Origin of the sequence: Paraclostridium sp. AKS73, assembly GCF_025671395.1 — a bacterium.
In the GTDB taxonomy this organism is placed as follows: Bacteria; Bacillota; Clostridia; order Peptostreptococcales; family Peptostreptococcaceae; genus Paraclostridium; species Paraclostridium benzoelyticum.
In genome coordinates, this window is record NZ_JAIXHU010000013.1 from 18,977 (window position 1) to 44,926 (window position 25,950).

The 25,950-nt window shown below is 29.2% G+C and carries 31 protein-coding genes and 1 pseudogene; 23 read left to right on the forward strand and 9 right to left on the reverse strand.

What is annotated here, in order from left to right:
- Positions 1 to 5 precede the first annotated feature (5 nt).
- Complete coding sequence (locus LEQ07_RS09010) at positions 6 to 1,646, reverse strand: ABC-F family ATP-binding cassette domain-containing protein (RefSeq protein ID WP_332843056.1); 1,641 nt, start codon at positions 1,644 to 1,646, stop codon at positions 6 to 8.
- Positions 1,647 to 1,869: 223 nt separating this feature from the next.
- On the opposite strand from LEQ07_RS09010, the gene LEQ07_RS21210 reads away from it, so the two are divergent.
- From LEQ07_RS21210 to LEQ07_RS21215, 4 genes are all read left to right on the forward strand, one after another.
- Positions 1,870 to 2,106: a diacylglycerol kinase family protein gene (locus LEQ07_RS21210; RefSeq protein ID WP_332843057.1), complete on the forward strand. Its 237-nt coding sequence runs from the start codon at positions 1,870 to 1,872 to the stop codon at positions 2,104 to 2,106.
- A 7-nt stretch (positions 2,107 to 2,113) separates the two neighbouring features.
- A complete protein-coding gene (locus LEQ07_RS09015; RefSeq protein ID WP_332843058.1) occupies positions 2,114 to 2,749 on the forward strand; it encodes a YegS/Rv2252/BmrU family lipid kinase in 636 nt (211 codons plus the stop codon).
- 81 nt (positions 2,750 to 2,830) lie between these two features.
- Entirely contained in the window at positions 2,831 to 3,757 is a 927-nt protein-coding gene (locus tag LEQ07_RS09020; RefSeq protein WP_332843059.1) for an alanyl-tRNA editing protein, read from the forward strand.
- Positions 3,758 to 3,813: 56 nt separating this feature from the next.
- Positions 3,814 to 4,032, forward strand: coding sequence for a DHHA1 domain-containing protein (locus LEQ07_RS21215; RefSeq protein WP_442952414.1), 219 nt, complete (start codon positions 3,814 to 3,816; stop codon positions 4,030 to 4,032).
- Positions 4,033 to 4,114: 82 nt separating this feature from the next.
- Here LEQ07_RS21215 and LEQ07_RS09025 read toward each other — a convergent pair whose 3' ends face one another.
- From LEQ07_RS09025 to LEQ07_RS09035, 3 genes are all read right to left on the reverse strand, one after another.
- A complete protein-coding gene (locus tag LEQ07_RS09025) occupies positions 4,115 to 4,405 on the reverse strand; it encodes a hypothetical protein (protein WP_263330305.1) in 291 nt (96 codons plus the stop codon).
- 59 nt (positions 4,406 to 4,464) lie between these two features.
- Complete coding sequence (locus LEQ07_RS09030; protein ID WP_263330306.1) at positions 4,465 to 4,689, reverse strand: hypothetical protein; 225 nt, start codon at positions 4,687 to 4,689, stop codon at positions 4,465 to 4,467.
- A gap of 76 nt (positions 4,690 to 4,765) precedes the next feature.
- Positions 4,766 to 5,635, reverse strand: a complete 870-nt coding sequence (locus LEQ07_RS09035) for a LysR family transcriptional regulator (RefSeq protein ID WP_046824028.1) — start codon at positions 5,633 to 5,635, stop codon at positions 4,766 to 4,768.
- A gap of 220 nt (positions 5,636 to 5,855) precedes the next feature.
- On the opposite strand from LEQ07_RS09035, the gene LEQ07_RS09040 reads away from it, so the two are divergent.
- The 11 genes from LEQ07_RS09040 (at position 5,856) to LEQ07_RS09090 (ending at position 16,153) form a co-directional block, all read left to right on the forward strand.
- Complete coding sequence (locus LEQ07_RS09040) at positions 5,856 to 6,767, forward strand: hypothetical protein (RefSeq protein WP_263330307.1); 912 nt, start codon at positions 5,856 to 5,858, stop codon at positions 6,765 to 6,767.
- On the forward strand, positions 6,716 to 7,228 hold the full coding sequence (locus LEQ07_RS09045) for a hypothetical protein (RefSeq protein WP_263330308.1): 513 nt from the start codon (positions 6,716 to 6,718) through the stop codon (positions 7,226 to 7,228). The genes LEQ07_RS09040 and LEQ07_RS09045 overlap by 52 nt, the downstream gene beginning before the upstream one ends.
- 39 nt (positions 7,229 to 7,267) lie before the next feature.
- A complete protein-coding gene (locus LEQ07_RS09050; RefSeq protein WP_046824026.1) occupies positions 7,268 to 8,761 on the forward strand; it encodes an acetyl-CoA hydrolase/transferase family protein in 1,494 nt (497 codons plus the stop codon).
- A 336-nt stretch (positions 8,762 to 9,097) separates the two neighbouring features.
- Positions 9,098 to 10,768 carry an acyl-CoA mutase large subunit family protein gene (locus tag LEQ07_RS09055; RefSeq protein ID WP_046822805.1) on the forward strand — a complete coding sequence of 557 codons (1,671 nt, stop codon included), beginning with the start codon at positions 9,098 to 9,100 and terminating at the stop codon, positions 10,766 to 10,768.
- Positions 10,769 to 10,782: 14 nt separating this feature from the next.
- On the forward strand, positions 10,783 to 11,184 hold the full coding sequence (locus LEQ07_RS09060; protein WP_046822804.1) for a cobalamin B12-binding domain-containing protein: 402 nt from the start codon (positions 10,783 to 10,785) through the stop codon (positions 11,182 to 11,184).
- Positions 11,185 to 11,198: 14 nt separating this feature from the next.
- The gene (meaB, locus tag LEQ07_RS09065; RefSeq protein WP_046822803.1) at positions 11,199 to 12,134 is read left to right on the forward strand and encodes a methylmalonyl Co-A mutase-associated GTPase MeaB; all 936 of its coding nucleotides are present in this window, start codon (positions 11,199 to 11,201) and stop codon (positions 12,132 to 12,134) included.
- Positions 12,135 to 12,149: 15 nt separating this feature from the next.
- On the forward strand, positions 12,150 to 12,560 hold the full coding sequence (gene mce, locus LEQ07_RS09070) for a methylmalonyl-CoA epimerase (protein WP_046822802.1): 411 nt from the start codon (positions 12,150 to 12,152) through the stop codon (positions 12,558 to 12,560).
- Between the two features lie 71 nt (positions 12,561 to 12,631).
- On the forward strand, positions 12,632 to 14,134 hold the full coding sequence (mmdA, locus tag LEQ07_RS09075) for a methylmalonyl-CoA decarboxylase subunit alpha (protein ID WP_263330355.1): 1,503 nt from the start codon (positions 12,632 to 12,634) through the stop codon (positions 14,132 to 14,134).
- Positions 14,135 to 14,148: 14 nt separating this feature from the next.
- On the forward strand, positions 14,149 to 14,535 hold the full coding sequence (locus LEQ07_RS09080; RefSeq protein WP_046822800.1) for an OadG family transporter subunit: 387 nt from the start codon (positions 14,149 to 14,151) through the stop codon (positions 14,533 to 14,535).
- A gap of 94 nt (positions 14,536 to 14,629) precedes the next feature.
- On the forward strand, positions 14,630 to 14,935 hold the full coding sequence (locus LEQ07_RS09085) for a biotin/lipoyl-containing protein (protein WP_332843060.1): 306 nt from the start codon (positions 14,630 to 14,632) through the stop codon (positions 14,933 to 14,935).
- A gap of 66 nt (positions 14,936 to 15,001) precedes the next feature.
- On the forward strand, positions 15,002 to 16,153 hold the full coding sequence (locus LEQ07_RS09090; RefSeq protein ID WP_046822806.1) for a sodium ion-translocating decarboxylase subunit beta: 1,152 nt from the start codon (positions 15,002 to 15,004) through the stop codon (positions 16,151 to 16,153).
- Between the two features lie 98 nt (positions 16,154 to 16,251).
- Here LEQ07_RS09090 and LEQ07_RS09095 read toward each other — a convergent pair whose 3' ends face one another.
- On the reverse strand, positions 16,252 to 16,509 hold the full coding sequence (locus LEQ07_RS09095; RefSeq protein WP_046822799.1) for a DUF1294 domain-containing protein: 258 nt from the start codon (positions 16,507 to 16,509) through the stop codon (positions 16,252 to 16,254).
- Positions 16,510 to 16,981: 472 nt separating this feature from the next.
- Between LEQ07_RS09095 and LEQ07_RS09100 the strand changes: the two genes are divergently transcribed.
- The 5 genes from LEQ07_RS09100 (at position 16,982) to LEQ07_RS09120 (ending at position 20,984) form a co-directional block, all read left to right on the forward strand.
- Positions 16,982 to 18,175, forward strand: a complete 1,194-nt coding sequence (locus LEQ07_RS09100) for an SIS domain-containing protein (RefSeq protein WP_046822797.1) — start codon at positions 16,982 to 16,984, stop codon at positions 18,173 to 18,175.
- A gap of 18 nt (positions 18,176 to 18,193) precedes the next feature.
- The gene (locus tag LEQ07_RS09105) at positions 18,194 to 19,069 is read left to right on the forward strand and encodes a tagatose bisphosphate family class II aldolase (protein ID WP_263330315.1); all 876 of its coding nucleotides are present in this window, start codon (positions 18,194 to 18,196) and stop codon (positions 19,067 to 19,069) included.
- Positions 19,047 to 19,985 carry a 1-phosphofructokinase gene (gene pfkB / locus LEQ07_RS09110; protein WP_263330316.1) on the forward strand — a complete coding sequence of 313 codons (939 nt, stop codon included), beginning with the start codon at positions 19,047 to 19,049 and terminating at the stop codon, positions 19,983 to 19,985. Before LEQ07_RS09105 ends, pfkB begins: the two co-directional genes overlap by 23 nt.
- Positions 19,986 to 20,008: 23 nt before the next feature.
- On the forward strand, positions 20,009 to 20,278 hold the full coding sequence (locus tag LEQ07_RS09115; protein WP_263330318.1) for a BadF/BadG/BcrA/BcrD ATPase family protein: 270 nt from the start codon (positions 20,009 to 20,011) through the stop codon (positions 20,276 to 20,278).
- A gap of 82 nt (positions 20,279 to 20,360) precedes the next feature.
- Positions 20,361 to 20,984, forward strand: a complete 624-nt coding sequence (locus tag LEQ07_RS09120; RefSeq protein ID WP_332843075.1) for an N-acetylglucosamine kinase — start codon at positions 20,361 to 20,363, stop codon at positions 20,982 to 20,984.
- Positions 20,985 to 21,010: 26 nt separating this feature from the next.
- Here the strand turns inward: LEQ07_RS09120 and LEQ07_RS22990 are convergent, their stop codons facing one another.
- Together LEQ07_RS22990 and LEQ07_RS09125 are read right to left on the reverse strand one after the other, a co-directional pair.
- Complete coding sequence (locus tag LEQ07_RS22990) at positions 21,011 to 21,250, reverse strand: helix-turn-helix domain-containing protein (RefSeq protein ID WP_442952415.1); 240 nt, start codon at positions 21,248 to 21,250, stop codon at positions 21,011 to 21,013.
- On the reverse strand, positions 21,241 to 22,158 hold the full coding sequence (locus LEQ07_RS09125; RefSeq protein WP_263330319.1) for a cupin domain-containing protein: 918 nt from the start codon (positions 22,156 to 22,158) through the stop codon (positions 21,241 to 21,243). Before LEQ07_RS09125 ends, LEQ07_RS22990 begins: the two co-directional genes overlap by 10 nt.
- Positions 22,159 to 22,348: 190 nt before the next feature.
- On the opposite strand from LEQ07_RS09125, the gene LEQ07_RS09130 reads away from it, so the two are divergent.
- The 3 genes and pseudogenes from LEQ07_RS09130 to LEQ07_RS09140 all read left to right on the forward strand — a co-directional run bounded on the left by LEQ07_RS09130 (position 22,349) and on the right by LEQ07_RS09140 (position 24,958).
- Positions 22,349 to 23,581: a competence/damage-inducible protein A gene (locus LEQ07_RS09130; protein ID WP_046821851.1), complete on the forward strand. Its 1,233-nt coding sequence runs from the start codon at positions 22,349 to 22,351 to the stop codon at positions 23,579 to 23,581.
- 13 nt (positions 23,582 to 23,594) lie between these two features.
- Positions 23,595 to 24,383, forward strand: coding sequence for an HAD family hydrolase (locus tag LEQ07_RS09135; protein ID WP_263330321.1), 789 nt, complete (start codon positions 23,595 to 23,597; stop codon positions 24,381 to 24,383).
- Positions 24,384 to 24,392: 9 nt separating this feature from the next.
- Positions 24,393 to 24,958 (forward strand): annotated as a pseudogene (locus tag LEQ07_RS09140) (DJ-1 family glyoxalase III).
- Between the two features lie 69 nt (positions 24,959 to 25,027).
- Here the strand turns inward: LEQ07_RS09140 and LEQ07_RS22995 are convergent.
- Both LEQ07_RS22995 and LEQ07_RS09150 read right to left on the reverse strand, forming a co-directional pair.
- Positions 25,028 to 25,540, reverse strand: a complete 513-nt coding sequence (locus tag LEQ07_RS22995) for a sigma 54-interacting transcriptional regulator (RefSeq protein ID WP_442952416.1) — start codon at positions 25,538 to 25,540, stop codon at positions 25,028 to 25,030.
- A 2-nt stretch (positions 25,541 to 25,542) separates the two neighbouring features.
- A complete protein-coding gene (locus LEQ07_RS09150; RefSeq protein WP_263330326.1) occupies positions 25,543 to 25,923 on the reverse strand; it encodes a sigma-54 factor interaction domain-containing protein in 381 nt (126 codons plus the stop codon).
- Positions 25,924 to 25,950: the final 27 nt, after the last annotated feature.

Here is a 25,950-nt window from a genome sequence, read left to right on the forward strand (position 1 = left end):
CTTTTTTACTTCGTTTTAGGTTTTTCTTCAACAATTTCAATTTCGTCAGGTTGACTTTCTTTAAATATCAGATAGTCACTATAGTTACCAGTAAAAATATCTATTGCACCATTTCCGCTATATGCAAATATTTTATTACATATTCTATCTAGGAAATATCTATCATGAGAAACACATATGACTACGCCTGGAAACTCATCTAAATAATCTTCAAGTCTATTTAAAGTTTCTATGTCTAAGTCGTTTGTAGGCTCATCTAAAAGAAGTACATTAGGTGCAGACATTAAGGTTCTTAAAAGGTGAAGTCTACGTCTTTCTCCACCTGAAAGTTTTTTGATAAGTGTATATTGCATAGTTCCGTCAAATAAAAATCTTTCACATAGTTGAGATGCAGTTATCTTTTGACCATCAGAAGTTTCTATGTAATCACTGACTTCTTTAACATAGTCTATAGCACGCATTTCTAAATTCATATGAGCATCATCTTGAGAGAAACATCCGATTTTTACTGTTTCACCAATTTCTATATGACCAGAGTCTGGATTTAACTTACCATTTAATATGTTTATTAAAGTTGATTTACCTATACCGTTTTTACCTATTATTCCAATTCTATCAGTTCTAGCAATTGCATACTCTAAATTGGTGATTAATTTTCTTTCTCCAAATGATTTAGATATATTATGAATTTCTATAATTTTTTTACCAAGTCTACTTGATGCAGTAGTTATTTCAAGATTTTCATTTTTTGATAAAACTTCAGTATTAACAAGGTCATCAAATCGTTGGAGTCTAGCTTTTTGTTTAGTTGTACGAGCACGAGCACCTCGTCTAACCCAAGCAAGTTCAGTTCTTATTAAGCTTTGTCTTTTTTGTTCCATACTAGATTCTAGAGCTAATCTTTCTATTTTTTTCTCAAGAAATGCAGAATAATTTCCATCATAACTAAAAAGTCTACCCTTATCAAGTTCAACTATTCTATTTGTGACTCTATCTAAAAAATACCTATCATGAGTTATCATAAGTAATGATAAGTTTTTGTTATTTAAATATTCTTCTAGCCAATCTATAGTATCATTATCTAAATGGTTTGTAGGCTCGTCTAAAATTAATAGCTCACAAGGTGTTATAAGTGCTGACGCAAGTGATATTCTTTTTCTTTGACCTCCAGATAATTCAGCAATTTTTTGATTAAAATTACTAATACCAAGCTTTGTTAAAACTGATTTTGCTTCGCTCTCAAGGTCCCAAAGATTAAGAGCATCGATTTTTTCTTGTAATTTTATTAAATCATTATTTAAATCCTCATTAAAGCTCTCATTTAAGTTGTCTAATATACTTTGATAATCTCGAAGTAGTTTCATTTCATTAGATGTTCCCTTAAAAACTTGCTCAAGAACGGTAGCATTTTCATCATAATATGGATTTTGAGGAAGGTATTCTATCCTAACTTTATTAGGTTTAGTTAAAGTACCACTATCAGGTTCTTCTGCACCTGATATTATTTTAAGTAAAGTAGATTTACCAGTACCATTGACACCTATAAGGCCTATTTTTTCTCCATCATTTATTCCTAATGATATATTGTTAACTAGTACTTTTTCAGAGTAACTCTTTGTTATATTTTCTAATGTAATTAAGTTCATTTTATCACCCTTATAGTTATTTTAATTACTAAACTATTATAACAGTTTTTGTATTATATAGGAATTTAAAAATATAATAACAGTATGTGTACATACTATAAAATAAAATGAAATAAAAAATTTAATATAAATATATTTTTATAATATAATTGCTTATAAGTAAACATAATATTAAAATAGATATAGAACTTATTATATACATAATTGAAAAGTGGTGATGTAGATGAAAAAAATTAAGTTTATATACAATCCAAACTCTGGTGATAAAAAAATAGTGTACAAGTTAGACAATATAATATCTAAATTTCAGGATAATGGATATACAGTTGTGCCATATAGAGTATCTAAAAATAATACTATGGAAAGAGGATTAGAAGATATTAATGATAATTATGAGTATATTTTAGTTGCTGGAGGCGATGGAAGTATAGACAGACTTGTAAACTTCATGAAAAAATAATATAGATTTGCCAATTGCAATACTTCCTACAGGAACTGCGAATGATTTTGCAAATGTACTTAAGATACCATTAGACATAAATTTAGCAATAGATAAGATAATTAATTCAAAACCTACAAATATAGATCTAGGAATTATTAATGAAGATTACTTTGTAAATATTGCAAGTTCAGGTATGTTTACAGATGTTTCACAAAGAGTAGATGAAAATTTAAAAAATTCTATAGGTAGAGTATCATATATAATAAAAGGTATAGAAGATGCACTTCGTCTAAGAAAGTTTAGTGTACATGTTAAGTCAAAAGAGTTAGAATACGAAGGTGACATGTACTTGATTTTAATTTTAAACGGAAGGACTGCAGGAAATATAAACTTAGCACATTATGCTATGTTAGATGATGGATATTTAGATGTAATAATTTTTAAGGCAATGCCAATACCTAAGACTATACCACTTCTTTTAGATATTATAAAAGGAGCACCTATAGATAAATATAATGAAATTATATATTTTAAAACAGATGATTTGTATATAGATTGCAAAGAAAATATAGTTACAGATATAGATGGAGAAAGAGGTCCAGATTTTCCACTTCATATAAAATGTGATAAGGAAGGTATTAAGATATTAGGAATTGAATAAGTTAAATTGTAAAAATCCACATTGATATAAATGTGGATTTTAGTTTATACTTGTATATATCAAATGAAAAAGGAGTATAAAATGGAAAAATTATATTACACAGATCAGTATATAAAAGAATTTACAGCAGAAATTATTGATATAAAAGAAAAAGATTCTAATTTTCATATTCAATTAGATAAAACTGCATTTTTCCCTGGAGGAGGAGGTCAGTTTTGTGATACTGGAAAAATTGATAATCACAAAGTAATAGATGTATATGAAGAGGATGGATTGGTATTTCATGTAACAAAAACCAAGCCTATAAAAGTACATAAGGTAAAATGCAGTATAGATTGGGAAAAAAGAGAAGATGGTATGAATCAACATTTTGGGCAGCATGTTCTATCTGGATGTTTTTTCAAGTTATTTAATGCAAATACAGTAGGTTTTCATTTAGGACAAGATTTTAGCACTGTAGATATACAAGGTTTTTTAACTGAAGAACAAATTAGAGAGGCTGAAAACTTTGCAAATGAAATTATAAATAGAGATATATGTGCAGAATTTTTAACTCCAGATAAAAAAGAATTAAAGAAAATGGGATTAAGAAGAGATTTGCCTAAAACTAATGAACAAATAAGAGTTGTAAAAATAGGGGACTTAGATATAAATGCATGTTGTGGTGTACATCCAAGATCAACATTATCTCTTAGAATGATAAAAATAAAAAGATTTGAAAAATGTAGAAATGCTACTAGAATAGAGTATTTAGCAGGTAAAAGAGCCATTGAGTATAGTATGGATAGGGATAATTGCTTAAGTGATATATGTAGATATTTAAAGTGTGGAGATAAAGATGCTATTAATGGAATTAAGAACTTACATAAAAATTTAGAAGATACATTACAATACAATAAAAAGATAGAAAGTGAAATAGCAAGATATCAAGTTAAAGAAATGATAGATTTAGGCGAAAAAATAGGAGATATATCTTTAATTAAAAAACATACGAAAACGAAAATATAAAATATGTATCAAAAATTGTTTCAAAATTAGTTGAAAATGAAAAGACAATAGCTTTAATGGCAGTTAAAAATGAAGATAAAGTTAATTTTATATTTTCTACATCAAAAGGAATAGATAAGCTTAATATGAATGAGTTATTAAAAGATTCTATAAAGTTAGTAGATGGTAAGGGTGGCGGAAGTAAAGTTTTAGCCCAAGGTGCAGGAAAAAATAATGGAAATATAGACTCAATGTTTGATTATGTATCTATGAAAATATCAAATTTATTAAAATAACAGAGTAGGATTTCCTACTCTGTTATTATATTTCTCAGTTTTTCTATATCAAGCAATTTTACATAATCATTAGTATAGTCAATTAGATTATCATTTTCATATTTATGAACTCTCTAGACAAGGAAGGTCTAGGAACACCTAAAGTTTCTGCTAATTTAGTTTTAGTTTTAGGCATTTTTATAAAATTGGTATTTTGTAAGTTATATTCATCTAATAAGAAACTTACAATTTTTTGTCTGATGCTTACAAAAGAAATAGTTTTAACTGTTTTATTAAGTTCTACAATTTTATTTGTAATGTCATTTAAAAATGATATTAATATGTTTTTGTGGTTAGAACAAAAGTCTATAAAGTCATATTTATCAATAAACATTACTTCAGTTTTTGAATTAGATACAACTGTAGCTGGATATATATTTATATCTGAAAAAGTTATGACCTCACCAAATAAATTTCCTTTTGAAAAGATGACATTAAAATAATTTTATCACCAGGTAAAAATCTTTTAATATCAACGCCGCCGTCTAAAATCAAACCTATAGAATTACAAGAATGACCTTCAAGGGCTATTATATCTTCTTTATTATAATTTTTTATTGTATATTTAGAATCTTTAAACAAATCGAGTATTTCTTTTTTAGTTAAATTTTTAAACATGATTCCACCTTATAAAATAGAGTATTGTTAGCCTAATTTAGTTGAATTTAAATTATTTTAAATAGGCTTTAATAAATTATAACATAGAGTAGTATTCAACTGCAAAATCTCGGAATTCTTTTGCATATTTACTAATATAATTATCAGGATGCCAAGAAATATTTATGTATCTTTTACAAATTGGGTCTATAACTCTAAGTAGTTTTAAGGAATCATCTTCATGAATATCCCATGATATTTCAGGTATAAAACTTATACCAAGACCAGCGCTAATTAATTGTTTAACTATTGAAGGTACATCACTTTCAAATACTATAGTAGGATTAAAACCTGCATACTTACAAAGAGAATAAGATATAGTTCTAAAAGGTTTATTGGACTGAAAGCTTATAAAATTTTCATCTGAAATTTCTTCTAAAAATATAGCGTTTTTAGTAGCAAGAGGATGGTTGCTAGGCATACCTATAAATAATTCTTCTTCTAATAAGGTTATAGAAAATGGATCATGAACCTCATCTAATGTAGATGATATACAAAAATCAAAGTTTTTATAATCAATTTCACCATCAGCATGCTGAAGTAGTTTAAACGTAGTGTCTGGATGGATTTTTTTGAAGTTTAAAATTAAATTAGGTAAGGTATTAGAACCAGCTAGAACTAAAAGTTTTATCTCAGGCTTCGATTGGTTATTAGTATCTAGAAGTTCCTTAACTCCATTTTCTAAAACTGAAAGTGATTCATTAACAGTTTTTAAAAACATTTCTCCGTTTGAATTTAAACTTATATTTTTACCATTCCTATCAAATAAATCAACTCCAATTTCCTTTTCTAATGAATTAATAATTCTACTTAAAGCAGGTTGGACAATGTGTAGCTTTTTAGCTGCATTAGTCATATGTTGAGTTTTTGCAACTGTTTGAAAATATTTAAGATGAAGGAGTTCCATTTAATAAAATCACCATCCTAGATTATATAATAAATTTGTTATTAATATATAACAAACTATGTATTATACATTTATTAAATAGTTATATAAAATATTCTTAAAGACAATACATTTTCTATTTGATAAGAAATTTTTAATTAAATCAAATCAGATTATATTACATCATATCATATCTACTTAACTTTCAGGGGTTTTAAAAAAATTAATAGGGGGAATGCACATGAGTTTTAGTTTTGCAGATGTATTTTTAAGCCAATTTATGCTGATGTTTTTAGTTATTGTAACAGGCCTTATATTTGGAAAACTTAAATTTGGAAAATTTAGGTTTGGTATATCAGGAGCATTATTTACAGGACTTATAATCGGATGGGGGGCTTTTAAATACGCAGCAAATGTACCTGAAGGTTCTCAAGCATTTAAGTCTGCACAAGAATTATTATCAGTAGGGGTAGTATCTAGTGATTTTTTTGATATATTCTTAATTTTATTTGTTTGTGCAGTAGGATTATTAGCAGCAAAAGATATGGGGATAGTATTAAAAAAATATGGACTGAAGTTTGTGATACTTGGCATGATAGTAACATTTACGAGTGCTGCAGCAACATATGGAGCAACATTATTCAGCGATGATTCTAATCCATATGAAATATCAGGTGTATATACTGGAGCACTTACAAGTTCACCAGGACTTGCAGCGGCAATAGAAACAGCTAGAGGTCATGCAACTCAAAGAGTAGAAGAATTTAATAGTATGAACCTAGTAGAAAAAGAAAAATTCCTGAAAATGGCAGGAGTAAAAGACATACCAAAAGACTTAGCTACTTTTCATTTAACTGATAATATAAAACAACAGTATATAGTAAATGCAGAAGCTAGTATTGGAGCAGGTCATGCAATAGGGTATCCTTTTGGAGTTCTAATAGTTATATTGGCTGTAAATTTCTTCCCAACAATATTTAAAATAGACGTAGAAAAAGAAAAATTACAATATAAAAAAGAATTAGAAGATGCAAAAAAATCAAGTAACTCAGCAAAAGAAATAAAAGAAAGTAAATTTGATATTTTAGGATTTGTAATGGCGTGTACATTCGGATATATAATTGGAAATATAAATATATACTTACCATTATAGGTTATTTTAGTTTAGGGTCAACAGGCGGAGTTTTAATAGGAGCATTAGTTTTAGGATATATAGGTAAGATTGGAAATATAAGTTTTAGAATGGATTCAAAGGTATTAGGTGTGATAAGAGATGTTGCGTTAGTGTTCTTCTTAGCTATAGTAGGCCTAAGATATGGATATAAAGCTGTAGATGCATTAGTAGGAGCTGGAGCATACTTAGGAGTTATATCAGTGATAGTAGGAACTGTAGGGATGTTAGTTGGATTCTTCTTAGGTAAATATATACTAAAAATCAACTGGCCAATGTTATCTGGAGCTATATGTGGAGGTATGACATCAACACCTGGACTAGGAGCTGCTGTAGAGGCTTTAGGTAGCGATGAACCGGCTGCAGGCTATGGAGCAACATATCCATTTGCACTTTTAGGAATGGTTATTTTCACTATAATACTTCATAAATTACCGATGTAGTTATTTAGATTAAAAATAAATATGCTAGGAGGGAAACTTATGGATAAAAGATTAAGATGTGATGAATTAAAAAATAGAGTAATGAGTGCGCAAGAAGCTGCTAAGTTATTCGAAGATGATATGGTTGTAGGAACTAGCGGATTTACGCCTGCAGGATATCCCAAAGCAGTACCGCTAGCTTTAGCTGATAGGGTGAAAAATGGAGAAGATATAGGTATCACACTTATAACGGGAGCATCTGTAGGCCCTGAACTAGATGGAGCTTTAAGTGAATCTGGAGTTATAAAAAGAAGATATCCTTATCAGACAAATTCAAGTTGTAGAAACTCTATAAACAATTCAGAAATAAATTATTCAGATATGCATTTAAGTCACACTCCACAATGGGTAAAATATGGATTCTTTGGGAAAATTGATATAGCTTTAGTAGAAGCAGTTGCCATAACAGAAGAAGGATATATAATTCCTTCGACATCAATAGGAAATTCAAATGTATTTATAGAGTGTGCAGACAAGGTAATAATAGAAATAAACACATCTCAGCCAATAGAGTTAGAGGGAATACATGATGTGTATAATGTAGAAGTTCCTCCAAATAGGAAACCAATTCCATTAGTAAAAGCTAATGATAAAATAGGAACTCCATATATTATGTGTAATAAAGATAAAATAGCAGCAATAGTATATACAGATATAAAAGATAAAACAAGACCTGTTGCACCTATTGATTCAGTATCAGAAAAAATGGCTAAAAACCTTATAGGTTTTCTAGAAAAAGAAGTAGAAGCTAATAGACTTCCTAAAAATTTACTACCTCTTCAGTCTGGAGTTGGAAGTGTAGCAAATGCAATTCTTGGAGGATTAGTAGAATCTGAATTTGAGGACCTAGTAGTATATTCAGAAGTAATACAAGATAGTGTAATAGATTTAATTGAACGTGGAAAAGTAAAATTTGCATCAGGAACATCATTAACTATATCTCCAGAAAGGTTAGATAATTTTTATATGAATTTTAGTAAATATAAAGATAAGTTGATTCTTAGACCTCAAGAGATAAGCAATAGCCCTGAAGTTGCGAGAAGATTAGGGGTAATAGCCATAAATACTGCAATAGAAGTAGATATATATGGAAATGTTAATTCAACTAATATAATGGGTAGTAGAATGATGAATGGAATTGGTGGATCAGGAGATTTTGCTAGAAATGGATACTTAACTATTTTTACAACAGAGTCAATAGCAAAAAATGGTAATATATCGAGTATAGTTCCTATGGTATCACACCATGATCATACAGAACATGATGTAATGGTAATTGTAACGGAACAAGGAGTAGCAGACTTAAGAGGTTTATCTCCAAAAGAAAGAGCAGAAGAAATAATAAAAAACTGTGCACATCCTAACTATAAAGATGCTTTATATGATTATTTTAATAGAGCTTGCGATGGTAAATATAAACATACACCACATATTTTAGAAGAATCTTTATCTTGGCATGAAAAATTTCTAAATGATGGAAGTATGATTAAATAAATATTAAAAATTTTTTCTTATAATAATGAAGAAAAATAAGTAACAGTTGCATTGCAAATAGATAAATTCAATTAAAATATATATAAATTGATTGAATTTATCTATATTTTAATAACTAAAATTTAACAGTATGAAAGATTGAATTTTGAAAATTTCAAATTTTAAAGCTCCATTCAATAATGAAATAAAACCTGCATAAAAACGATTGCAATCTTAGGTGAAGGTATGTAATAATTTTAGTGAAGGGGTATTTATTAAAAATTTATATTAAAATTTAATGTATATAATCTCTAAAAAATCATAAGTGATTAGAGATAAAGAATAGGGGGAGTTCATATGACGAAAAACAAGGAACAAATTCAAGAGAGCTTTAATAAATGGGAAGAAGACAAAGTTAATAAGTCTATAGCTAGATTCCCAGAAAGAAAAGAAAAATTTGAGTTTGACACAGGGCAAGAGATGAAAAGACTATATACACCATTGGATGCAGAAGTTGATTATGAAAATGATCTAGGATATCCAGGACAGTATCCATATACAAGGGGAGTTCAACCTACAATGTATAGAGGAAAATTCTGGACTATGAGAATGTATGCTGGATTTGCAACAGCAGAAGAATCAAATCAAAGATATAAATATCTAATAGATCAAGGATCTATGGGGCTTTCAGTGGCATTTGACCTTCCGACTCAAATGGGATATGACTCAGATGATGCAATATCAGAGGGAGAAGTTGGAAAGGTTGGAGTTTGTATAGATTCATTAGCGGATATGGAAATATTATTTGATGGAATACCTTTAGATAAGGTATCAACATCAATGACTATAAATGCACCAGCATCAGTGCTTTTAGCAATGTACATAGCAGTTGCTGAAAAGCAAGGAGTTTCAGCTGACAAATTAAGAGGTACGATACAAAATGATATATTAAAAGAATATGTAGCAAGAGGAACATATATATTCCCGGTAAAACCATCCATGAGATTAATCACTGATATATTTGAATATTGTTCAAAAGAAGTGCCTAAATGGAACACAATAAGTATATCAGGTTATCATATAAGAGAAGCAGGATCAAATGCGGTTCAAGAAGTAGCCTTTACATTAGCTGATGGTATAGCATATGTAAATTCGGCAATACAAGCAGGGTTAAATGTAGACGACTTTGCCCCTAGACTATCATTCTTCTTTAATGCACACAACAACTTATTAGAAGAGGTTGCAAAATTTAGAGCAGCAAGAAGAATATGGGCAAAAGTTATGAAAGAAAGATTCAAAGCGACTAATCCAAAATCATGGGCACTTAAGTTCCATACTCAAACAGCAGGTTGTACACTTACAGCACAACAACCTGAAAACAACATAGTCAGAGTGGCAATTCAAACATTAGCAGCAGTACTTGGAGGTACTCAATCATTACACACAAATTCAAAAGACGAAGCACTAGCACTTCCAACAGAAGATTCAGTAAGAGTAGCACTTAGAACACAACAAATCGTAGCACACGAAAGTGGAGTAGCAGATAGTATAGATCCACTAGCAGGTTCTTATTATATAGAAAGTTTAACTAATCAAATAGAAGAAGAAGCATTAAGATTAATAGAAAAAATAGATGAATTAGGTGGAGCACCACAAGCTATAGAAAAAGGATTCATACAACAAGAAATAATGGATAGTGCATATAGATATCAAAAAGAGATCGAAAATAACGATAGAATTATAGTTGGAGTTAACAAATTCCAAATAGAAGAACAAGCTCCAAAAGGTCTATTAAAAGTTGACCCAATGGTTGGAGAAAGACAAAAAGAAAAGATAAAAGAACTTAAAGAAAGAAGAGATAGTGAAAAAGTTAAACAAGCTTTAGAAGCACTTAGAAAAGCTTGTAACTCTGATGAAAATGTAATGCCATATATACTAGAAGCAGTTAGAGAGTATGCTACATTAGGAGAAGTTTGTGGCGTTATGAGAGAAGAGTTTGGCGAATATAAACAAACGGTTATGATATAGGGGGGTATATTGATATGAGACCAATAAGAGTATTAGTTGCAAAGCCAGGATTAGATGGACATGATAGAGGGGCTAAAGTAATAGCAAGAGCATTAAGAGATGCTGGTATGGAGGTTATATATACAGGGCTTAGACAAACTCCAGAACAAATTGTAGCAGCAGCTATACAAGAAGACGTTGATGTTGTTGCAATGAGTATATTATCAGGAGCTCATAACCACTTACTACCAAAGGTTGTAGAATTATTACATGAAGAAGAAGCTGAAGATATATTAGTAATAGGCGGAGGCGTAATTCCTGAAGATGATATTCCGTATTTAAAAGAAAAAGGAATTGCAGAGATATTTACTCCAGGAACGCCAACTTCAATGACTATAGATTTTATTAGAGAAAATCTTAAAAGAGCATTAGCTTAAAAAAGGAGATAAATATGAAAGATATAGTGAATAGGGTGCTAGAAGGTAAAAAAAGGGATTGTGCTAGACTTATCACTATTGTAGAAAATGAGCAGCCTGGATATGAAGATGCTTTAAAAGACATATATAAATACACTGGAAGGGCCTATGTTATAGGAATAACAGGTCCTCCTGGTGCTGGGAAATCTACTTTAACTGATAAGTTAGTTAAACTTATAAGAAAAGAGGGTAAAAAAGTAGGAATTATAGCAATAGACCCAACAAGTCCTTTTACAAAAGGAGCTATACTTGGGGATAGAATCAGAATGAATGACTTAAATACAGATAAAGATGTATTTATAAGATCCATGGGAACTAGAGGGAGTCTAGGTGGATTGTCGAATGCAACTCAAGCAGCTATAAAAGTTTTAGATGCTTATGGCTGCGATTATATATTTATAGAAACTGTAGGGGTTGGGCAATCAGAAATAGATATAGTTAAAACTGCAGATACAACTCTTATTGTCATGGTACCGGGGTTAGGAGACGATATACAGGCAATAAAGGCTGGAGTTATGGAAATTGCAGATGTATTTGCAATAAATAAGGCAGATAAAGATGGAGCAAAGAAAACATCTTTAGAGATAGAAATGATGCTAGACTTTAAAAAAGATTGGGAATTTAGACCACCTGTAAGTTTGGCTATTGCTGAAACTGGTGATGGTGTAGATAAAGTTTATGAAAATATATTGAAACATAGAAAGTTTTTAGAAGAAAGCAATAAATTAAACGAAAAAAGACTAGAAAGAAATAGAATTGAAGTTAAGGAATTAGTTCAGAAAAAAGTATCTAGTTTAGTTAAAGATTTAGAGTATACAAAAGAGGTCGATGAATTGTTATTAAAAACTATAAGCAAAGAAATTGACCCATACTCTATAAGCAATATGTTATTTGAAAAAGTTACTAAATAGCAAGGGGGAGTAGTTATGGATATATTAAGAGTTGATCATGTTGGAATAGCAGTTAATAATTTGGAGGAAACTTTGAAGTTTTATGAAGATGTATTGGGATTAAAATGTGAAGGAACAGAAATTGTTGAAGATCAAAAGGTTAAAGTAGCTTTTTTACCAGTTGGAGATACAGAACTTGAACTATTAGAATCTACAACAGAAGATGGACCAATAGCTAAATTTATAGCAAAAAATGGAGGACGTGGAGGAATACAACACGTTGCAGTTAGAGTTGATAATATAGAAAAAGCCATAGAAGAAGTTAAGGCTAAGGGATATAAAATGATAGATGAAAAACCAAGATATGGAGCTGGAAATGCTAAAATAGCATTTTGCCACCCAAAAGGCACAGATGGGGTTTTATTAGAACTAAGTGAAAGAATATAAATATAACAAAAATTTGGGGGTGATTTTGTGTCACAAGAAAAGTTAAATTTACTTTATGAAAAAGACATAAAATAGAACAAGGCGGGGGACAAAAAAGAATAGATAAACAACATTCATCAGGCAAATTAACTGCAAGAGAAAGATTAAATCAATTATTCGATGAAAATACATTTGTTGAATTAGATGCATTTGTAAAGCATAGATGTACAAACTTTGGAATGGAAAATAAAGAGATACCAGGAGAAGGTGTAGTTACTGGATATGGTAAAGTTGAAGGAAGATTAGTTTGTGCATTCGCACAAGACTTTACTGTGCTTGGCGGGTCATTAGGAGAAATGCATGCAAAAAAAATTGGAAAAGTTATGGATACTGCTTTAAAGTTAGGGGCACCAGTTGTTGGACTTAATGATTCAGGAGGAGCTAGAATTCAGGAAGCTGTTGATGCACTTGCAGGCTATGGAGAAATATTTTATAAAAACACAATTGCATCAGGTGTAGTTCCACAAATTTCTGCAATAATGGGGCCTTGTGCAGGAGGAGCTGTTTATTCTCCAGCATTAACAGACTTTGTATATATGGTAGATAGAACTAGTCAAATGTTTATAACGGGACCTCAAGTTATCAAAACTGTTACAGGAGAAGAAGTAACAGCTGAAGAATTAGGAGGAGCATCAACTCATAACACAACTTCTGGAGTTGCTCACTTTATAGCTTCAAATGATGAAGATTGTATAGTTCAAATAAGAAAATTATTATCATTTTTACCTTCTAATAACTCTGAAAAAGCACCTATATTAGAATGCCAAGACGATCCGAATAGAAAAAATGATGTTTTAAATAGTATAATACCAGATGGTTCAAACAAACCATATGATATGAAAGAAATTATATATGAAATAATAGACGATGGTGATTTTTATGAAGTTCAACCATTCTTTGCTCAAAATATAATAACAGGTTTTGCAAGAATAAATGGTGAAAGTATAGGAATAATTGCAAATCAACCAAAAATTATGGCTGGATCACTTGATATAAATGCATCTGATAAATCATCAAGATTTATAAGAACTTGTGATGCATTTAATATACCTATACTTAGTTTAGTTGACGTACCAGGCTTTTTACCAGGAACATCTCAAGAATATGGAGGGATAATACGACATGGGGCTAAAATGCTTTACGCATATAGTGAAGCTACAGTTCCTAAAATTACATTAATAACTAGAAAAGCTTATGGTGGATCATATCTTGCAATGTGTTCTAAAGATTTAGGAGCTGATATGGTATTTGCTTGGCCAACAGCAGAAGTTGCAGTAATGGGACCTAGTGGAGCTGCCAATATAATATTTAAAAATGATATTAAAAATGCTAAAGATCCAAAAGAAATGAGAGACATAAAAATAAAAGAATATACAGATGAATTTGCAACTCCATATAAGGCGGCTGAAAGAGGATATATAGATGATGTGATAGAGCCTTCACTTTCTAGAATAAGAATCGCAGATGCTATTGATACATTAGCATCTAAGCGAGAAGAGAGACCTCCTAAAAAACATGGAAATATACCTTTATAGGAAGGTGGTAAATTATGAATATTAGCCAATTATTAGAAGCTTTGAAGGACCCTTCAGCTTCAATTTCAATAGGAGAAAAACTTTTAGCAGGTGTTTGTGTAGCTATTCTTTCAATGGCAGTAGTTTTTATAGTTTTAGTTATAATATCTATTATAATAAAAATATTGCAAGTAGATAGAACTGAAAAACAAAAAACCGTAGCTAACGTAGAATCAATTCAAGAAGCTTCAATTGAAAATAAAAGTAGTAATGAAAATATAGAAGAGTTAGTTTCAGTTATAACTGCATCAATTGCAGCAGCTACAGGAAATAGTACAAATAATATAATAGTTAGAAAAATACAAAGAACTAATAATAATAAATCAAGTTGGGAAAGAATGCCTAAAAATATTACAAAGTAAAACAGGGGGAGTTTACGATGATAAAAAATATAATATAACTGTAAATGGAAATACATACGAAGTAGAGGTTGAAGAGCTAGGCAGTCAGGCATCTGTGCAAAGACCACAAGTAGCAACTCAACAAGTGCAGCCACAAGCAGCACCAAAAGCGCAACCTAAGCAAACTCAAAATGCGCCATCTGCTGGAGGAGGAACTATATCAGCACCTATGCCAGGAACAATAAATGATGTACGTGTAAAAGTTGGAGATAGTGTTAAAAAAGGGCAAGTATTATTAATACTTGAAGCTATGAAAATGGAAAATGAAATAATGGCAAGTTCTGATGGTACAGTTAAGTCAGTTGATGTATCAAAAGGAGCATCTGTAAGCGCAGGGGATGCTTTAATAACTATAGGTTAAATAATTACAAATTTTTAAAAGGGGGACTTACCCGTGGGAGAAGTTATTAATAATTTTATTCAATCAATGGGTATTGTTAATATGGATTGGCGACAAATTGTAATGATATTAATCGCCTGTGTATTATTATATTTAGCAATAGCAAAAGGATTTGAACCGTTATTATTAGTGCCTATAGCTTTTGGTATGTTACTTACAAATCTTCCATTAGCAGGTGCTATGAATACACCAATTTCATCTATAAATGATGTTTCACTTACACAAGAATCAATAAATGGATCAATTGCAACTAAGACTCCGGGAGGGTTGCTTTACTACCTATACCAAGGATGTAAACTGGGTATATTCCCACCTTTAATATTCTTAGGAGTTGGAGCAATGACGGACTTTGGACCAATGATATCTAATCCAAAGAGTATACTATTAGGTGCTGCAGCACAGTTTGGAATATTTTTTACATTTATAGGTGCACTAGCTTTAGGTTTCACAGGACCAGAAGCAGCTTCTACAGGAATTATAGGTGGAGCAGATGGTCCAACTGCAATTTATTTAACAACAAAATTAGCACCTCATCTATTAGCTCCTATAGCTGTTGCAGCTTATTCGTATATGGCTTTAGTTCCAATAATACAGCCACCTATAATGAGAGCTTTAACAACTAAGGAAGAAAGAAATATAATAATGAAACAATCAAAGCCAGTATCTAAAAAAGTTAAAATTATATTTCCTATAGTAGTTACTATAGTAGTATCATTATTATTACCATCAGCAGCTACATTAATAGGACTACTAATGTTTGGTAATTTACTTAAAGAGTGTACAGTTACTGATAGACTTTCAGATACGGCAACTAATGCTTTAATGAATATAGTTACAATATTTTTAGGATTATCGGTTGGAGCATCAGCGGAAGCACAAGTTTTCTTAAGCGCACAAACTATAAAGATATTTGCACTTGGAATAATTGCATTTAGTATAGGTACAGGATCGGGATTACTTTGCGCTAAGCTTATGAATAAATTTACAAAAGATAAAGTTAACCCTCTTATAGGAGCAGCTGGAGTATCTGCAGTACCTATGGCAGCAAGGGTTGCTCATAAGGTAGGTCAAGAAGAAAATCCAAGTAATTTCTTACTTATGTATGCTATGGGTCCTAATGTTGCAGGTGTAATAGGTTCTGCTGTAGCGGCAGGAATATTACTAAGCTTATTTGGATAAAGCAAAAAGGATGTCTTAATTATTTTAAGACATCCTTTTTGCGCTTAATTAAATTACATTTACTAAAAAATGTGGGTAAACTATGAAACTTAGTTATATCAAGTTAAAAAATAGTATGAAAATATATTAATTACTATACAAATAGGAACTCCTATAGTGAATTTAGTATGCTTTGTTTTATGTCTAAATGTATACATTCCTAGATATGTACCTACTGCTCCTCCAATTAAAGATAGAGTCATAAGAGTAGATTCAGGAATTCTCCATTCACGCTTAATTGCTTTTTGTTTGTCTATGTACATAAGTAAAAATGATATGCATGATATGATTAGAAAATATATGCTAAAAATTTTCATTGTACCCTCCTCGTAAATTTATTTAAACATTTAAATCATATCATAAAAATAAAAAAATCAAAATAAAAACTAGATTATAAAATATAATCTAGTTTTTATTTTGTGAATTAAACAATAGGTTCTTTAACTTTGTTATTATAAATTTCACTTTCTATATCTGAATCTAAAAAAATTGAATTTAAAATTTCTGGGTTTTGACAATCTAAAATTAAATCAACTTTTTTATCAATTCACATCCAACTGTATAAATATCATTGTTTCTTTCCACTTTGTTTGAAGTTAATAAATAAAACATAATTATCCTCCTAATAACTTGTACTAGGATGATTGACAATTGAATTAATAATTATTCAATAAATATAGAAATTGATAAAAACGTATAAAAGTACAAAACGTAAGTACGAAATTGCAAATACTTATTAAACTTAAATCAATACAATATTAATATAAAGAATAATAAGGAGGGGTACAATTGGAAGCTGTATCTAAAAAAATATTGGGGATAGACATAGAAACACTAGAATCTTGTAAGGGATTAAACACTGCAAAAGAAATATCACAGCAATCTAGAGTATGGATAGAGGCTGCAAGTAATTTATATGACAATAGAGATGATATAAAAAAATTTATTGAAAATATTACGAGTAAAAAAAATTGCAGAATTATATTAACAGGTGCTGGAACATCTGCATTCGCAGGAGAAACTTGCGAACCTTACTTAACAAAATTATTAAACAAAAAAGTTGAAGCAATAGCTACAACAGACTTAGTTGCAAGTCCTAGTAATTACTTTATAAAAGAGATACCAACTATTTTAGTTTCATTTGCAAGATCAGGTAATTCACCAGAGAGTGTACACGCAGTAAAATTAGCAAATGAAATTATAGATAATTTATATCAAATCATAATAACTTGTAATGAAAATGGTAAATTGGCATTAAATACGAAAGGTGATGAAAAAAGTTTATTACTTCTTATGCCACCAGAGACAAATGATTTAGGATTTGCAATGACAAGTAGTTTTACAACTATGGTTTTAAGTTGTTTAGGAGTATTTAATATTGAAGAAATTGAAATGTTTATAGAAGATACAAAAAATCTTTCAAAATCTGTAGAAAAATTTATAGAAACAAATTTAGAATCAATAGATAAACTAGCAAAAGAAAAATTTGAAAGAATAATATATTTAGGTTCTGGAACAAGTAAAGGCATAGCTAGGGAGAGTGCACTGAAAGTTTTAGAGCTAACAGCTGGTAAAGTAAATGCAACTTATGATACGCCTTTAGGTTTTAGACATGGGCCTAAATCGGTTATAAACGATGAAAGTATAACTGTAATTTATATATCAAATGAAAATTACACTAGACTTTATGATTTAGATTTGGCTAAAGAAATGTTAGCGCATAGAAAAAAAGATAAAGTTGCATTAATCGGTTCAAACATAAATCAAAATTTAAAAGATAAAGCTGATTATGTATTTAATATAGAAAATATTGATTACAACATAGAAAATGAAGCACTACTTCCATTACAACAAATAATATTTGGGCAAATATTATCATTTTTAAAATCTAAAGAGTTAGGAATTACACCAGATAATCCATGTCCAACAGGAGAGGTAAACAGAGTAGTACAAGGGGTTATACTACATGATTTAAATAAATAAAAATAGGGGGAAAGGAATATGAGTTTGTTATCGACTAAAGAAATTTTGATTAAAGCTCAAAAAGAGGGATACGCAGTTCCGGCTTTTAATATACACAATTTAGAGACAATACAAGTTGTTTTAGATGCAGCTAGAAACTTAAAATCACCAGTTATTTTAGCTGCGACTCCATCAACTGTAAAGTATGCAGATGAGAACTATCTTTTAGCTATAATTGAAAAAGCAAGTGAGTTAAATAATATACCATTAACATTTCATCTAGATCATCATGAAAATGTAGAAGACATAAAAAGAATAATAAAGCTTGGTTGCAAATCAGTTATGATAGATGCATCGAAGCACGAGTTTAGAAATAATATAGAAATTGTAAAAGATGTAGTTGAATTCGCTCATTTATATGGATCTACGGTAGAAGCTGAACTAGGAAAGCTAGGTGGGATAGAGGATGATTTAAATGTAGATGAAAAGGATGCATTTTTAACAGATCCAAAAGAAGCGTATGAATTTGTAAAAAGAACAGGAGTTGATTCACTAGCAGTTGCAATTGGAACAGCTCATGGACTTTATAAAAGTGAACCTAAATTAGACTTTGACAGATTAGAAAAAATTAAAAATATGGTTGATGTACCATTAGTACTTCATGGTGCATCTGGAGTACCTTATGAATCAGTTCAAAAATCAATTGAAAAAGGTATATGTAAAGTAAATATAGCAACAGAACTTAAAATACCTTTTTCAAATGCTATAAAACAATATTTTAATGAAAATCCTAATGCATCTGATCCAAGACAATACCTAGTGCCTGCAAAGAATGCTATGTATGCTGTTGTAGTTGAAAAAATAAAGATGTGTAAGAGCGAGAATAAAGCACATGATATCAGTTATAACATTTAATCCATCTATAGATAGATTATATAAATTAGATAAATTTGAAATTGGTTCTGTTCAAAGGGCTGATTTAGTTAATCCAACTGCAGGCGGAAAAGGGTTAAATGTAGCAAAAGTTCTAAGGAAGCTTGGGGAAGATGTTAATTGTATAGGATTTTTAGGTGGATTTAATGGTGAATATATAAAATCTAAATTAAAAGATATAGGAATAGAAAATAAATTTACAACTATACAAGAAGAGACTAGAATTTGTTTAAATATAATGGATTCAAACAATGTAAGTACAGAGGTGTTAGAAAAAGGTCCAAATATAAGTAAAGAAGAAATTAATAGATTTGAAAAAGACTTAGAAGAAGTTTTAAAAGATACACATGTTTTAGTTGCATCAGGTAGCTTAGCAAAGGGCTTGCCAATAGATTATTATTTTAAAATTGGAGAAATATGCAATCAAAGAAATATAAAGTTTATTTTAGATAGTAGTGGGGAAAGTCTTAGATTAGGGATGAATTCAAGTCCATATCTTATAAAACCTAATATTGATGAACTAGAAAGTTTAAGTGGATTAAAAATAAAAAGTATAGAGGATATTATAAGTGTAGCAGAAAGGATGCTTTCAAGTGGAGTAAAAAATATATGTGTATCAATGGGAAAAGATGGAATGATATTTGTAAATAAAGATTATATATATAAAGTTGAAATACCTAAAATAGAGGTTATAAACCCTGTTGGAAGTGGAGATTCTAGTATAGCTGGTTTTGCTTTAGGAATATCTAAAGGTTATGATTTAGAAAATACTTTGAAATTAGCAAATGCATGTGGAATGTCAAATGCAATGAACATATATACAGGATCTATAAATTTAGATGATATTAATAAATTTATAGATGAAATTAAAGTAAATGAATATGTTAAAAAAACTTAATCTACCAATATAGGAGGGCGTATATGTATTATATAGGGGTAGACGGTGGAGGTACAAAAACTACATTTACCATTATAAATAATATGGGGGAAAAGATTACACAATATACAACGAAAACAACTCATTATGAGCAAGTAGGATTTGATGGATTAGAAGATATATTGAACGAAGGATTAAGTAAGATTATAGAAAAATCAAACGTAGATACTGAAAAAATAGATAGTGTTTTTCTTGGTATTCCTGGATATGGAGAAGTTAAAAGTGTTGTAAAAAAAAATAAATTGCATATGTGAACGAGTATTTAATAAAATTGACTTTAGAATTGGAAATGATGTAGAAGCTGGGTTTGAAGGTTCTCTAGCAGGTAAACCTGGAATAAATATAGTTAGTGGAACGGGCTCGATTGCACTTGGAAAAGATTTATATGGAAACACAATAAGATGTGGTGGATGGGGAGATTATGTAGGCGATGAAGGATCTGCACATTGGATAGGAAAAAAAACTATTGAAGTATTTTCAAAAGAAGCTGATAAGAGATTAAACCGAGGTTTGATTTATAAAAAAGTTAGGGAATACTTAGATATAGATGATAATTTTGAAATAATTGACTATGTTTTAAATAAAATAAATAAAGATAGAACTCAAATTGCACAGTTTTCTAAAATATGTTTTGAAAGTGCTAAATTAAATGATGAAAATGCACTAGAGATATTTAATTTAGCTGGATATGAGCTTAGTTTATTAGTAAAGATGATAATAAATGAATTGGAATTTGAAGATGAAATAACTATATCTTATTCAGGTGGAGTATTTAAAAGTGGAGACTTAATTATTAACCCGATAAAAAATAATTTAAGCGGATATAATGTAAAGCTTATAAAACCTATATTAGAACCAGATATGGGAGCGTGTTTACTAGCTTATAAAATAAAAAATAATCATGTAAGTAATGAAGTTTTAAATAATATGATTAATAAAACTGAATATAGTTTTTCATAAAATAAGGAAGGTAATATTACCTTCCTTTACTTATATATAGATTTGGAATATTCAGTGGGGGAAATTCCAAAATGAGATTTAAACTTACGGGAAAAATAATGAATGGAAGAAAAACCTAATAACTCAGAAATTTGACTAAATGTATAACTAGAACTTTTTATAAGTTCTTTACTTTTCTTTAGTTTTATATCGTTTATATAATTGTTAACTGTTTTATTTGTATTTTTCTTAAAGAGAGAATGTAAAGTTGTACTACTTATACAAATTCATTACATAATGTACTTATGTTTATTTTTTTATTAATGTTTTTATCAATATATTTTAAAATATTATTTAACTGATCGTCTTCATAAGATTGTTGCATATGTGTAGTTGGTTTATGTTGACCTTGGAAATTTTTAAATCTTAGAGTGTTTATAATAAGTTGCTTTAAGTAACAAAGTGATAGGTCATCAGAATATATATCTTGATTTGATAACTCATTAATAAGGTTTTGAATAATATGATGTGAATCGCGGTTTAACGTAAATACTTTATTACATAGAAACTCGTAATCATCAAAATCCATATTAAAATTTATAGTTAGATATGAACAAGTATTGTCCTCTATTGTATATTGATTATGAAATTGAAGTGGGGCATAAAATATTAAATCACCTTGGTTTAAGGTATAAGAATTACTATCTATATCTGTATTTAACATACCTTTATCTACATAAGTAAGCTCCCAATACGGATGTGATTCTCCTTTGAAGATGTAACTACATCCTTTTTCTTGATAAAATTTAGTATAAATTTCATTTATATGTAATGAAGGCGATATAGAAGAGTATACGTAATCGTGTGTTAAAGGTATTGAATTAAATTTATATGAAGATTTTGATATATATATTGAAGACTTATCTGATATCGATATAAAGTTGAAATGAAGTCCTTTTTTTAATCTTATAGGTCTATTTACTATAAACGAGTTTAAGCTAGAGGAATCAAATGACACTAAAATCATAACAACGCCAGATAAAACTTTTATAAAAACCTCATCGTTTGTTAAAACTTTTAAATCACTAATACTCTTATTTGTAAAATTATGAAGATAAGAGTTATCAATTTCATTATAAGTATTTATTACTTCTCCAAAAAATTTAAACTTAGGAGATGTGATTTTATCAAACATAACAACCTCCAATTATAGGATATAATATATATTATATGAAAGTTAAATACTAAATACTATAAATATAGGATTAAAATATTTTGTATATCTAAATTAGATATGAATGAAATAAGTTAAAAAAGTAGAAAGCAATACTAATTTAAATATGGTAATATTAGGGTATAAATATATTAAGGAAAAAGGTGATAAAATGAGAGCTGAAATTATAACTGTAGGAACAGAAATTTTATTAGGTGATATTGTAAATACAAATTCTCAGTTTTTAGCAAAGGAATTAGCAAATATTGGGATAGATGTATATTACCAAGGTACAGTTGGAGATAATGAAACAAGACTTATGGAATCTTTAAATGAAGGTTTAAAAAGAAGTGATATAATAATTACCACTGGAGGTCTGGGACCAACGAAAGATGATATGACTAAAGAAGTAGCATCTAAGTGTTTTAATCAAGAATTGGTTTTATATATGGATATTTGGAAAGACATTAAATCTTATTTTTCTAAGTTAGGATTAGAGTTAACTGAGAATAATAAAAAGCAAGCATATTTTCCAAAAGATTGCATTATATTAAATAATCCTAATGGAACGGCTCCAGGAGCAATATTAAAAAAAGATAATAAAATGATAATACTATTACCAGGACCTCCAAAAGAAATGATACCTATGTTTAATGATGAGTTAAAGAAACACTTATTATGTTTAACTGATTATAAACTTGTATCAAAAACATTAAGATTCTTTGGAATAGGCGAATCTTCATTAGAAGATAAGTTAATAGATATGATAAATAATCAAAAAAATCCTACGATTGCACCTTATGCTAAAGAGGGTGAAGTAACTATTAGAATAACTGCAAAAGCTGAAAATACTGAAAAAGCAAATGAACTAATAAAAAATGTAGAAGATGAAATCAATAATAGGGTAGGAAATTACATATATGGTTATGATGATACTACTTTAGAGGAAGAAGTAGCAAAATTATTGGTTGAAAAGAATATGACTATAGCTGTAAGTGAATCATGTACAGGAGGAATGGTTTCATCAAAACTAATAAACTATCCTGGAATTTCTCAAAGTTTCTTAGAGGGATGTGTTACTTATTCCAATGAAGCTAAAATGAAAAGGCTAGGGGTTAAAAAAGATACTTTAGATAAATTTGGAGCAGTAAGTGAAGAAACAGCTATTGAGATGGCTATGGGAGTTGCTAAGTCTTTAGGTGCTAATGTTGGTGTATCTACAACTGGAATAGCAGGTCCTGGAGGCGGAACTGATGAAAAACCGGTTGGGTTAGTTTACATAGGACTTTATATAAATGGAGAAATTAAAGTTAAAAAATGTAATCTAGCTGGAAGTAGAGAAAAAATAAGATCTAGAGCGACAAGCGAAGCACTAAACTTAGTTAGAACAGAACTTATAAAGTAAAAGGAGTAAGCTAATGATAAAATATATATTTTGTGATTTAGATGGAACATTATATCACAATGGAATATCTAAAGAAGATGCAAATGCTATAAATAATATAGAAAAACAAGGTGTTACATTTAATATAGCTACTGGAAGAATTTTTTCTCAAGCTATAAAGATGACTCAAGATGATATTGATATGAATGGATATTATATATGTGAAAATGGATCATATATATATGATTGCAATAAAAATTTAGTTTTTAAAGGAACAATAGATGATAATATAGTAAAAAAAGTGATTGCTTTATATGAATCAGATAACGCAACATTATACTTTAAGTATAATGGAAAGGTAGTATTACTAGAAGAAAATGATTGTTTTAAGATTTATTCAGATGAATATTTAGTAGACAAAGAATTTGCAAATAAAAATACCTACAATGACCTTGTAGGTAATATAGGTATAGTATCTAAAGATGTAGACGAACTATATAGATTAGAATCTTTTTTAATTGAAGAATTCAATGATGTTTTAGACATATATTTTTCATCTGAATATACTTTAAACTTAGTTCCTAAAGGTGTTTCAAAACATGCAGCTATAAAAAATGTATGCAAAGTTTTAGGAGTTAGTTTAGATGAAGTAGCAACTATAGGAGATTCTCCAAATGATATAAGTATGCTTAAAACTACTAAATATAGTTTTGCAATGAAAAATTCAAGAAAAGAAGTACAAGAAAGTGCAAATTATACTGCTAGTTCTGTAGAAGATGCAATTAGAAAAATAAAAGAAATTAATGAAGATTTAAATTCATAGGAGGAAGTTATGAAGAAGGTATTAGTTTTATTAGCAAATGGATTTGAAGAAATAGAGGCATTAAGTGTAGTTAATGTATTAAGAAGAGCTCAAGTAATTTGTCATATGGGAAGTCTTGATACTGAATATGTAAAAGGTACTCATAATATAGAAGTTAAATCAGATGTAAATATAAACGATATAGACATAAATGAGTATGATGGAGTTGTATTACCAGGAGGACTTCCAGGAGCATATAATCTAAGAGATAGTAAAAAAGTTAGAGAAATAGTACAAAAGTTTAATAATGATGGGAAGATTATAGCTGCTATATGTGCAGCTCCAGAAGCATTAGAAAGTTTTAATATATTAAATGGGAAAAATGCACATCATATCCAGGATTTATAAAAGATAAGAGCAATCTAAACTATATAGAAAATCAAATTGTTATAGAGGATGGAAATATAATAACTAGTAGAGGGCCAGCAACAGCTATAGAATTTTCATTAGCAATACTGAAGAAACTTGGATACAAGAAAGAATATGAAGAAATAAAAGAAGGTATGTTAGTAAACTTTTATAACGAATTTAAATAAAAATTATTAATTAAAAACTATTAAGTGATAAATATATAAGCTTAGCTTATATATTTATCACTTTTATATTTATAAATATTTTCGTATAAGTCTACTTGCTTTAGATTGAGATATGTTTAATGCTTTAGCTAACTTATATGAACTTGGATTGTTTTTATAATATTTGCAAATTAAAAGCTTCTCATAGTTTTCCATTAAATTATCTAATGAATTATTTTCTTCATCTTTTACAAAATCTACGTGGTGAAGAACTGATTTTGGTAAGTGGTGTAATTCAATGTAGTCTGAGCTTGAAGTAACTAAAATGTTTTGAATTATATTTTCAAGTTCTCTCATATTTCCAGGGTAATTGTAGTTTAAAAGTACGTTTATAACTTCTGTAGACATACTTTTATCTAGATTAAAAATATTTGAGTATTTTTTGAAAAAGTGAAAAATAAGCTCCAATAAATCTTCCTTACGATCTCGAAGTGGTGGGATTTTTAGTTCTACAACGTTTATTCTATAATACAAATCTTCTCTAAATTTTTTTTGATTTATAGAATTTATTAAATCAACATTAGTTGCAGAAATAAATCGTATATCTACCTTTTAGTTTTTACTCCTCCAACTGAAGTAAATGTTTTATCTTGAATAAGTTGTAAGAACTTAGATTGAAGTTCTTTGGGTATATCACCAATTTCATCAAGAAATAAAGTACCTTCATTTGCTAATTCAACTAGCCCTATTTTACCCTTTGAATTAGCACCAGTGAATGCGCCACCTTCGTAACCAAATAATTCAGATTCAAGAAGGTTTGGAGAAATGGTTGAACAATTTATAGTTATAAATGGTTTTCTAGCTCTCTTACTATTTAAATGTATGTGCTTAGCAAGTGTAGTTTTACCACATCCAGATTCACCAAGTAATAAAACATTTACATTTGTTTTAGCAACATTTTTTGCTATTTCTAAAATCGATTTCATACTGGATCCTTTTATAGTAGTATCATT

Coding starts and splice junctions, on each gene's coding strand:
- LEQ07_RS09010 (WP_332843056.1), bottom strand. CDS start 1,646: ATGAACTTAATTACATTAGAAAATATAACAAAGAGTTACTCTGAAAAA.
- LEQ07_RS21210 (WP_332843057.1), top strand. CDS start 1,870: ATGAAAAAAATTAAGTTTATATACAATCCAAACTCTGGTGATAAAAAA.
- LEQ07_RS09020 (WP_332843059.1), top strand. CDS start 2,831: ATGGAAAAATTATATTACACAGATCAGTATATAAAAGAATTTACAGCA.
- LEQ07_RS21215 (WP_442952414.1), top strand. CDS start 3,814: ATGGCAGTTAAAAATGAAGATAAAGTTAATTTTATATTTTCTACATCA.
- LEQ07_RS09025 (WP_263330305.1), bottom strand. CDS start 4,405: ATGTTTATTGATAAATATGACTTTATAGACTTTTGTTCTAACCACAAA.
- LEQ07_RS09030 (WP_263330306.1), bottom strand. CDS start 4,689: ATGTTTAAAAATTTAACTAAAAAAGAAATACTCGATTTGTTTAAAGAT.
- LEQ07_RS09035 (WP_046824028.1), bottom strand. CDS start 5,635: ATGGAACTCCTTCATCTTAAATATTTTCAAACAGTTGCAAAAACTCAA.
- LEQ07_RS09040 (WP_263330307.1), top strand. CDS start 5,856: ATGAGTTTTAGTTTTGCAGATGTATTTTTAAGCCAATTTATGCTGATG.
- LEQ07_RS09050 (WP_046824026.1), top strand. CDS start 7,268: ATGGATAAAAGATTAAGATGTGATGAATTAAAAAATAGAGTAATGAGT.
- LEQ07_RS09055 (WP_046822805.1), top strand. CDS start 9,098: ATGACGAAAAACAAGGAACAAATTCAAGAGAGCTTTAATAAATGGGAA.
- LEQ07_RS09060 (WP_046822804.1), top strand. CDS start 10,783: ATGAGACCAATAAGAGTATTAGTTGCAAAGCCAGGATTAGATGGACAT.
- meaB (WP_046822803.1), top strand. CDS start 11,199: ATGAAAGATATAGTGAATAGGGTGCTAGAAGGTAAAAAAAGGGATTGT.
- mce (WP_046822802.1), top strand. CDS start 12,150: ATGGATATATTAAGAGTTGATCATGTTGGAATAGCAGTTAATAATTTG.
- LEQ07_RS09080 (WP_046822800.1), top strand. CDS start 14,149: ATGAATATTAGCCAATTATTAGAAGCTTTGAAGGACCCTTCAGCTTCA.
- LEQ07_RS09090 (WP_046822806.1), top strand. CDS start 15,002: ATGGGTATTGTTAATATGGATTGGCGACAAATTGTAATGATATTAATC.
- LEQ07_RS09095 (WP_046822799.1), bottom strand. CDS start 16,509: ATGAAAATTTTTAGCATATATTTTCTAATCATATCATGCATATCATTT.
- LEQ07_RS09105 (WP_263330315.1), top strand. CDS start 18,194: ATGAGTTTGTTATCGACTAAAGAAATTTTGATTAAAGCTCAAAAAGAG.
- pfkB (WP_263330316.1), top strand. CDS start 19,047: ATGATATCAGTTATAACATTTAATCCATCTATAGATAGATTATATAAA.
- LEQ07_RS09115 (WP_263330318.1), top strand. CDS start 20,009: ATGTATTATATAGGGGTAGACGGTGGAGGTACAAAAACTACATTTACC.
- LEQ07_RS09125 (WP_263330319.1), bottom strand. CDS start 22,158: ATGTTTGATAAAATCACATCTCCTAAGTTTAAATTTTTTGGAGAAGTA.
- LEQ07_RS09130 (WP_046821851.1), top strand. CDS start 22,349: ATGAGAGCTGAAATTATAACTGTAGGAACAGAAATTTTATTAGGTGAT.
- LEQ07_RS09135 (WP_263330321.1), top strand. CDS start 23,595: ATGATAAAATATATATTTTGTGATTTAGATGGAACATTATATCACAAT.
- LEQ07_RS09150 (WP_263330326.1), bottom strand. CDS start 25,923: ATGAAATCGATTTTAGAAATAGCAAAAAATGTTGCTAAAACAAATGTA.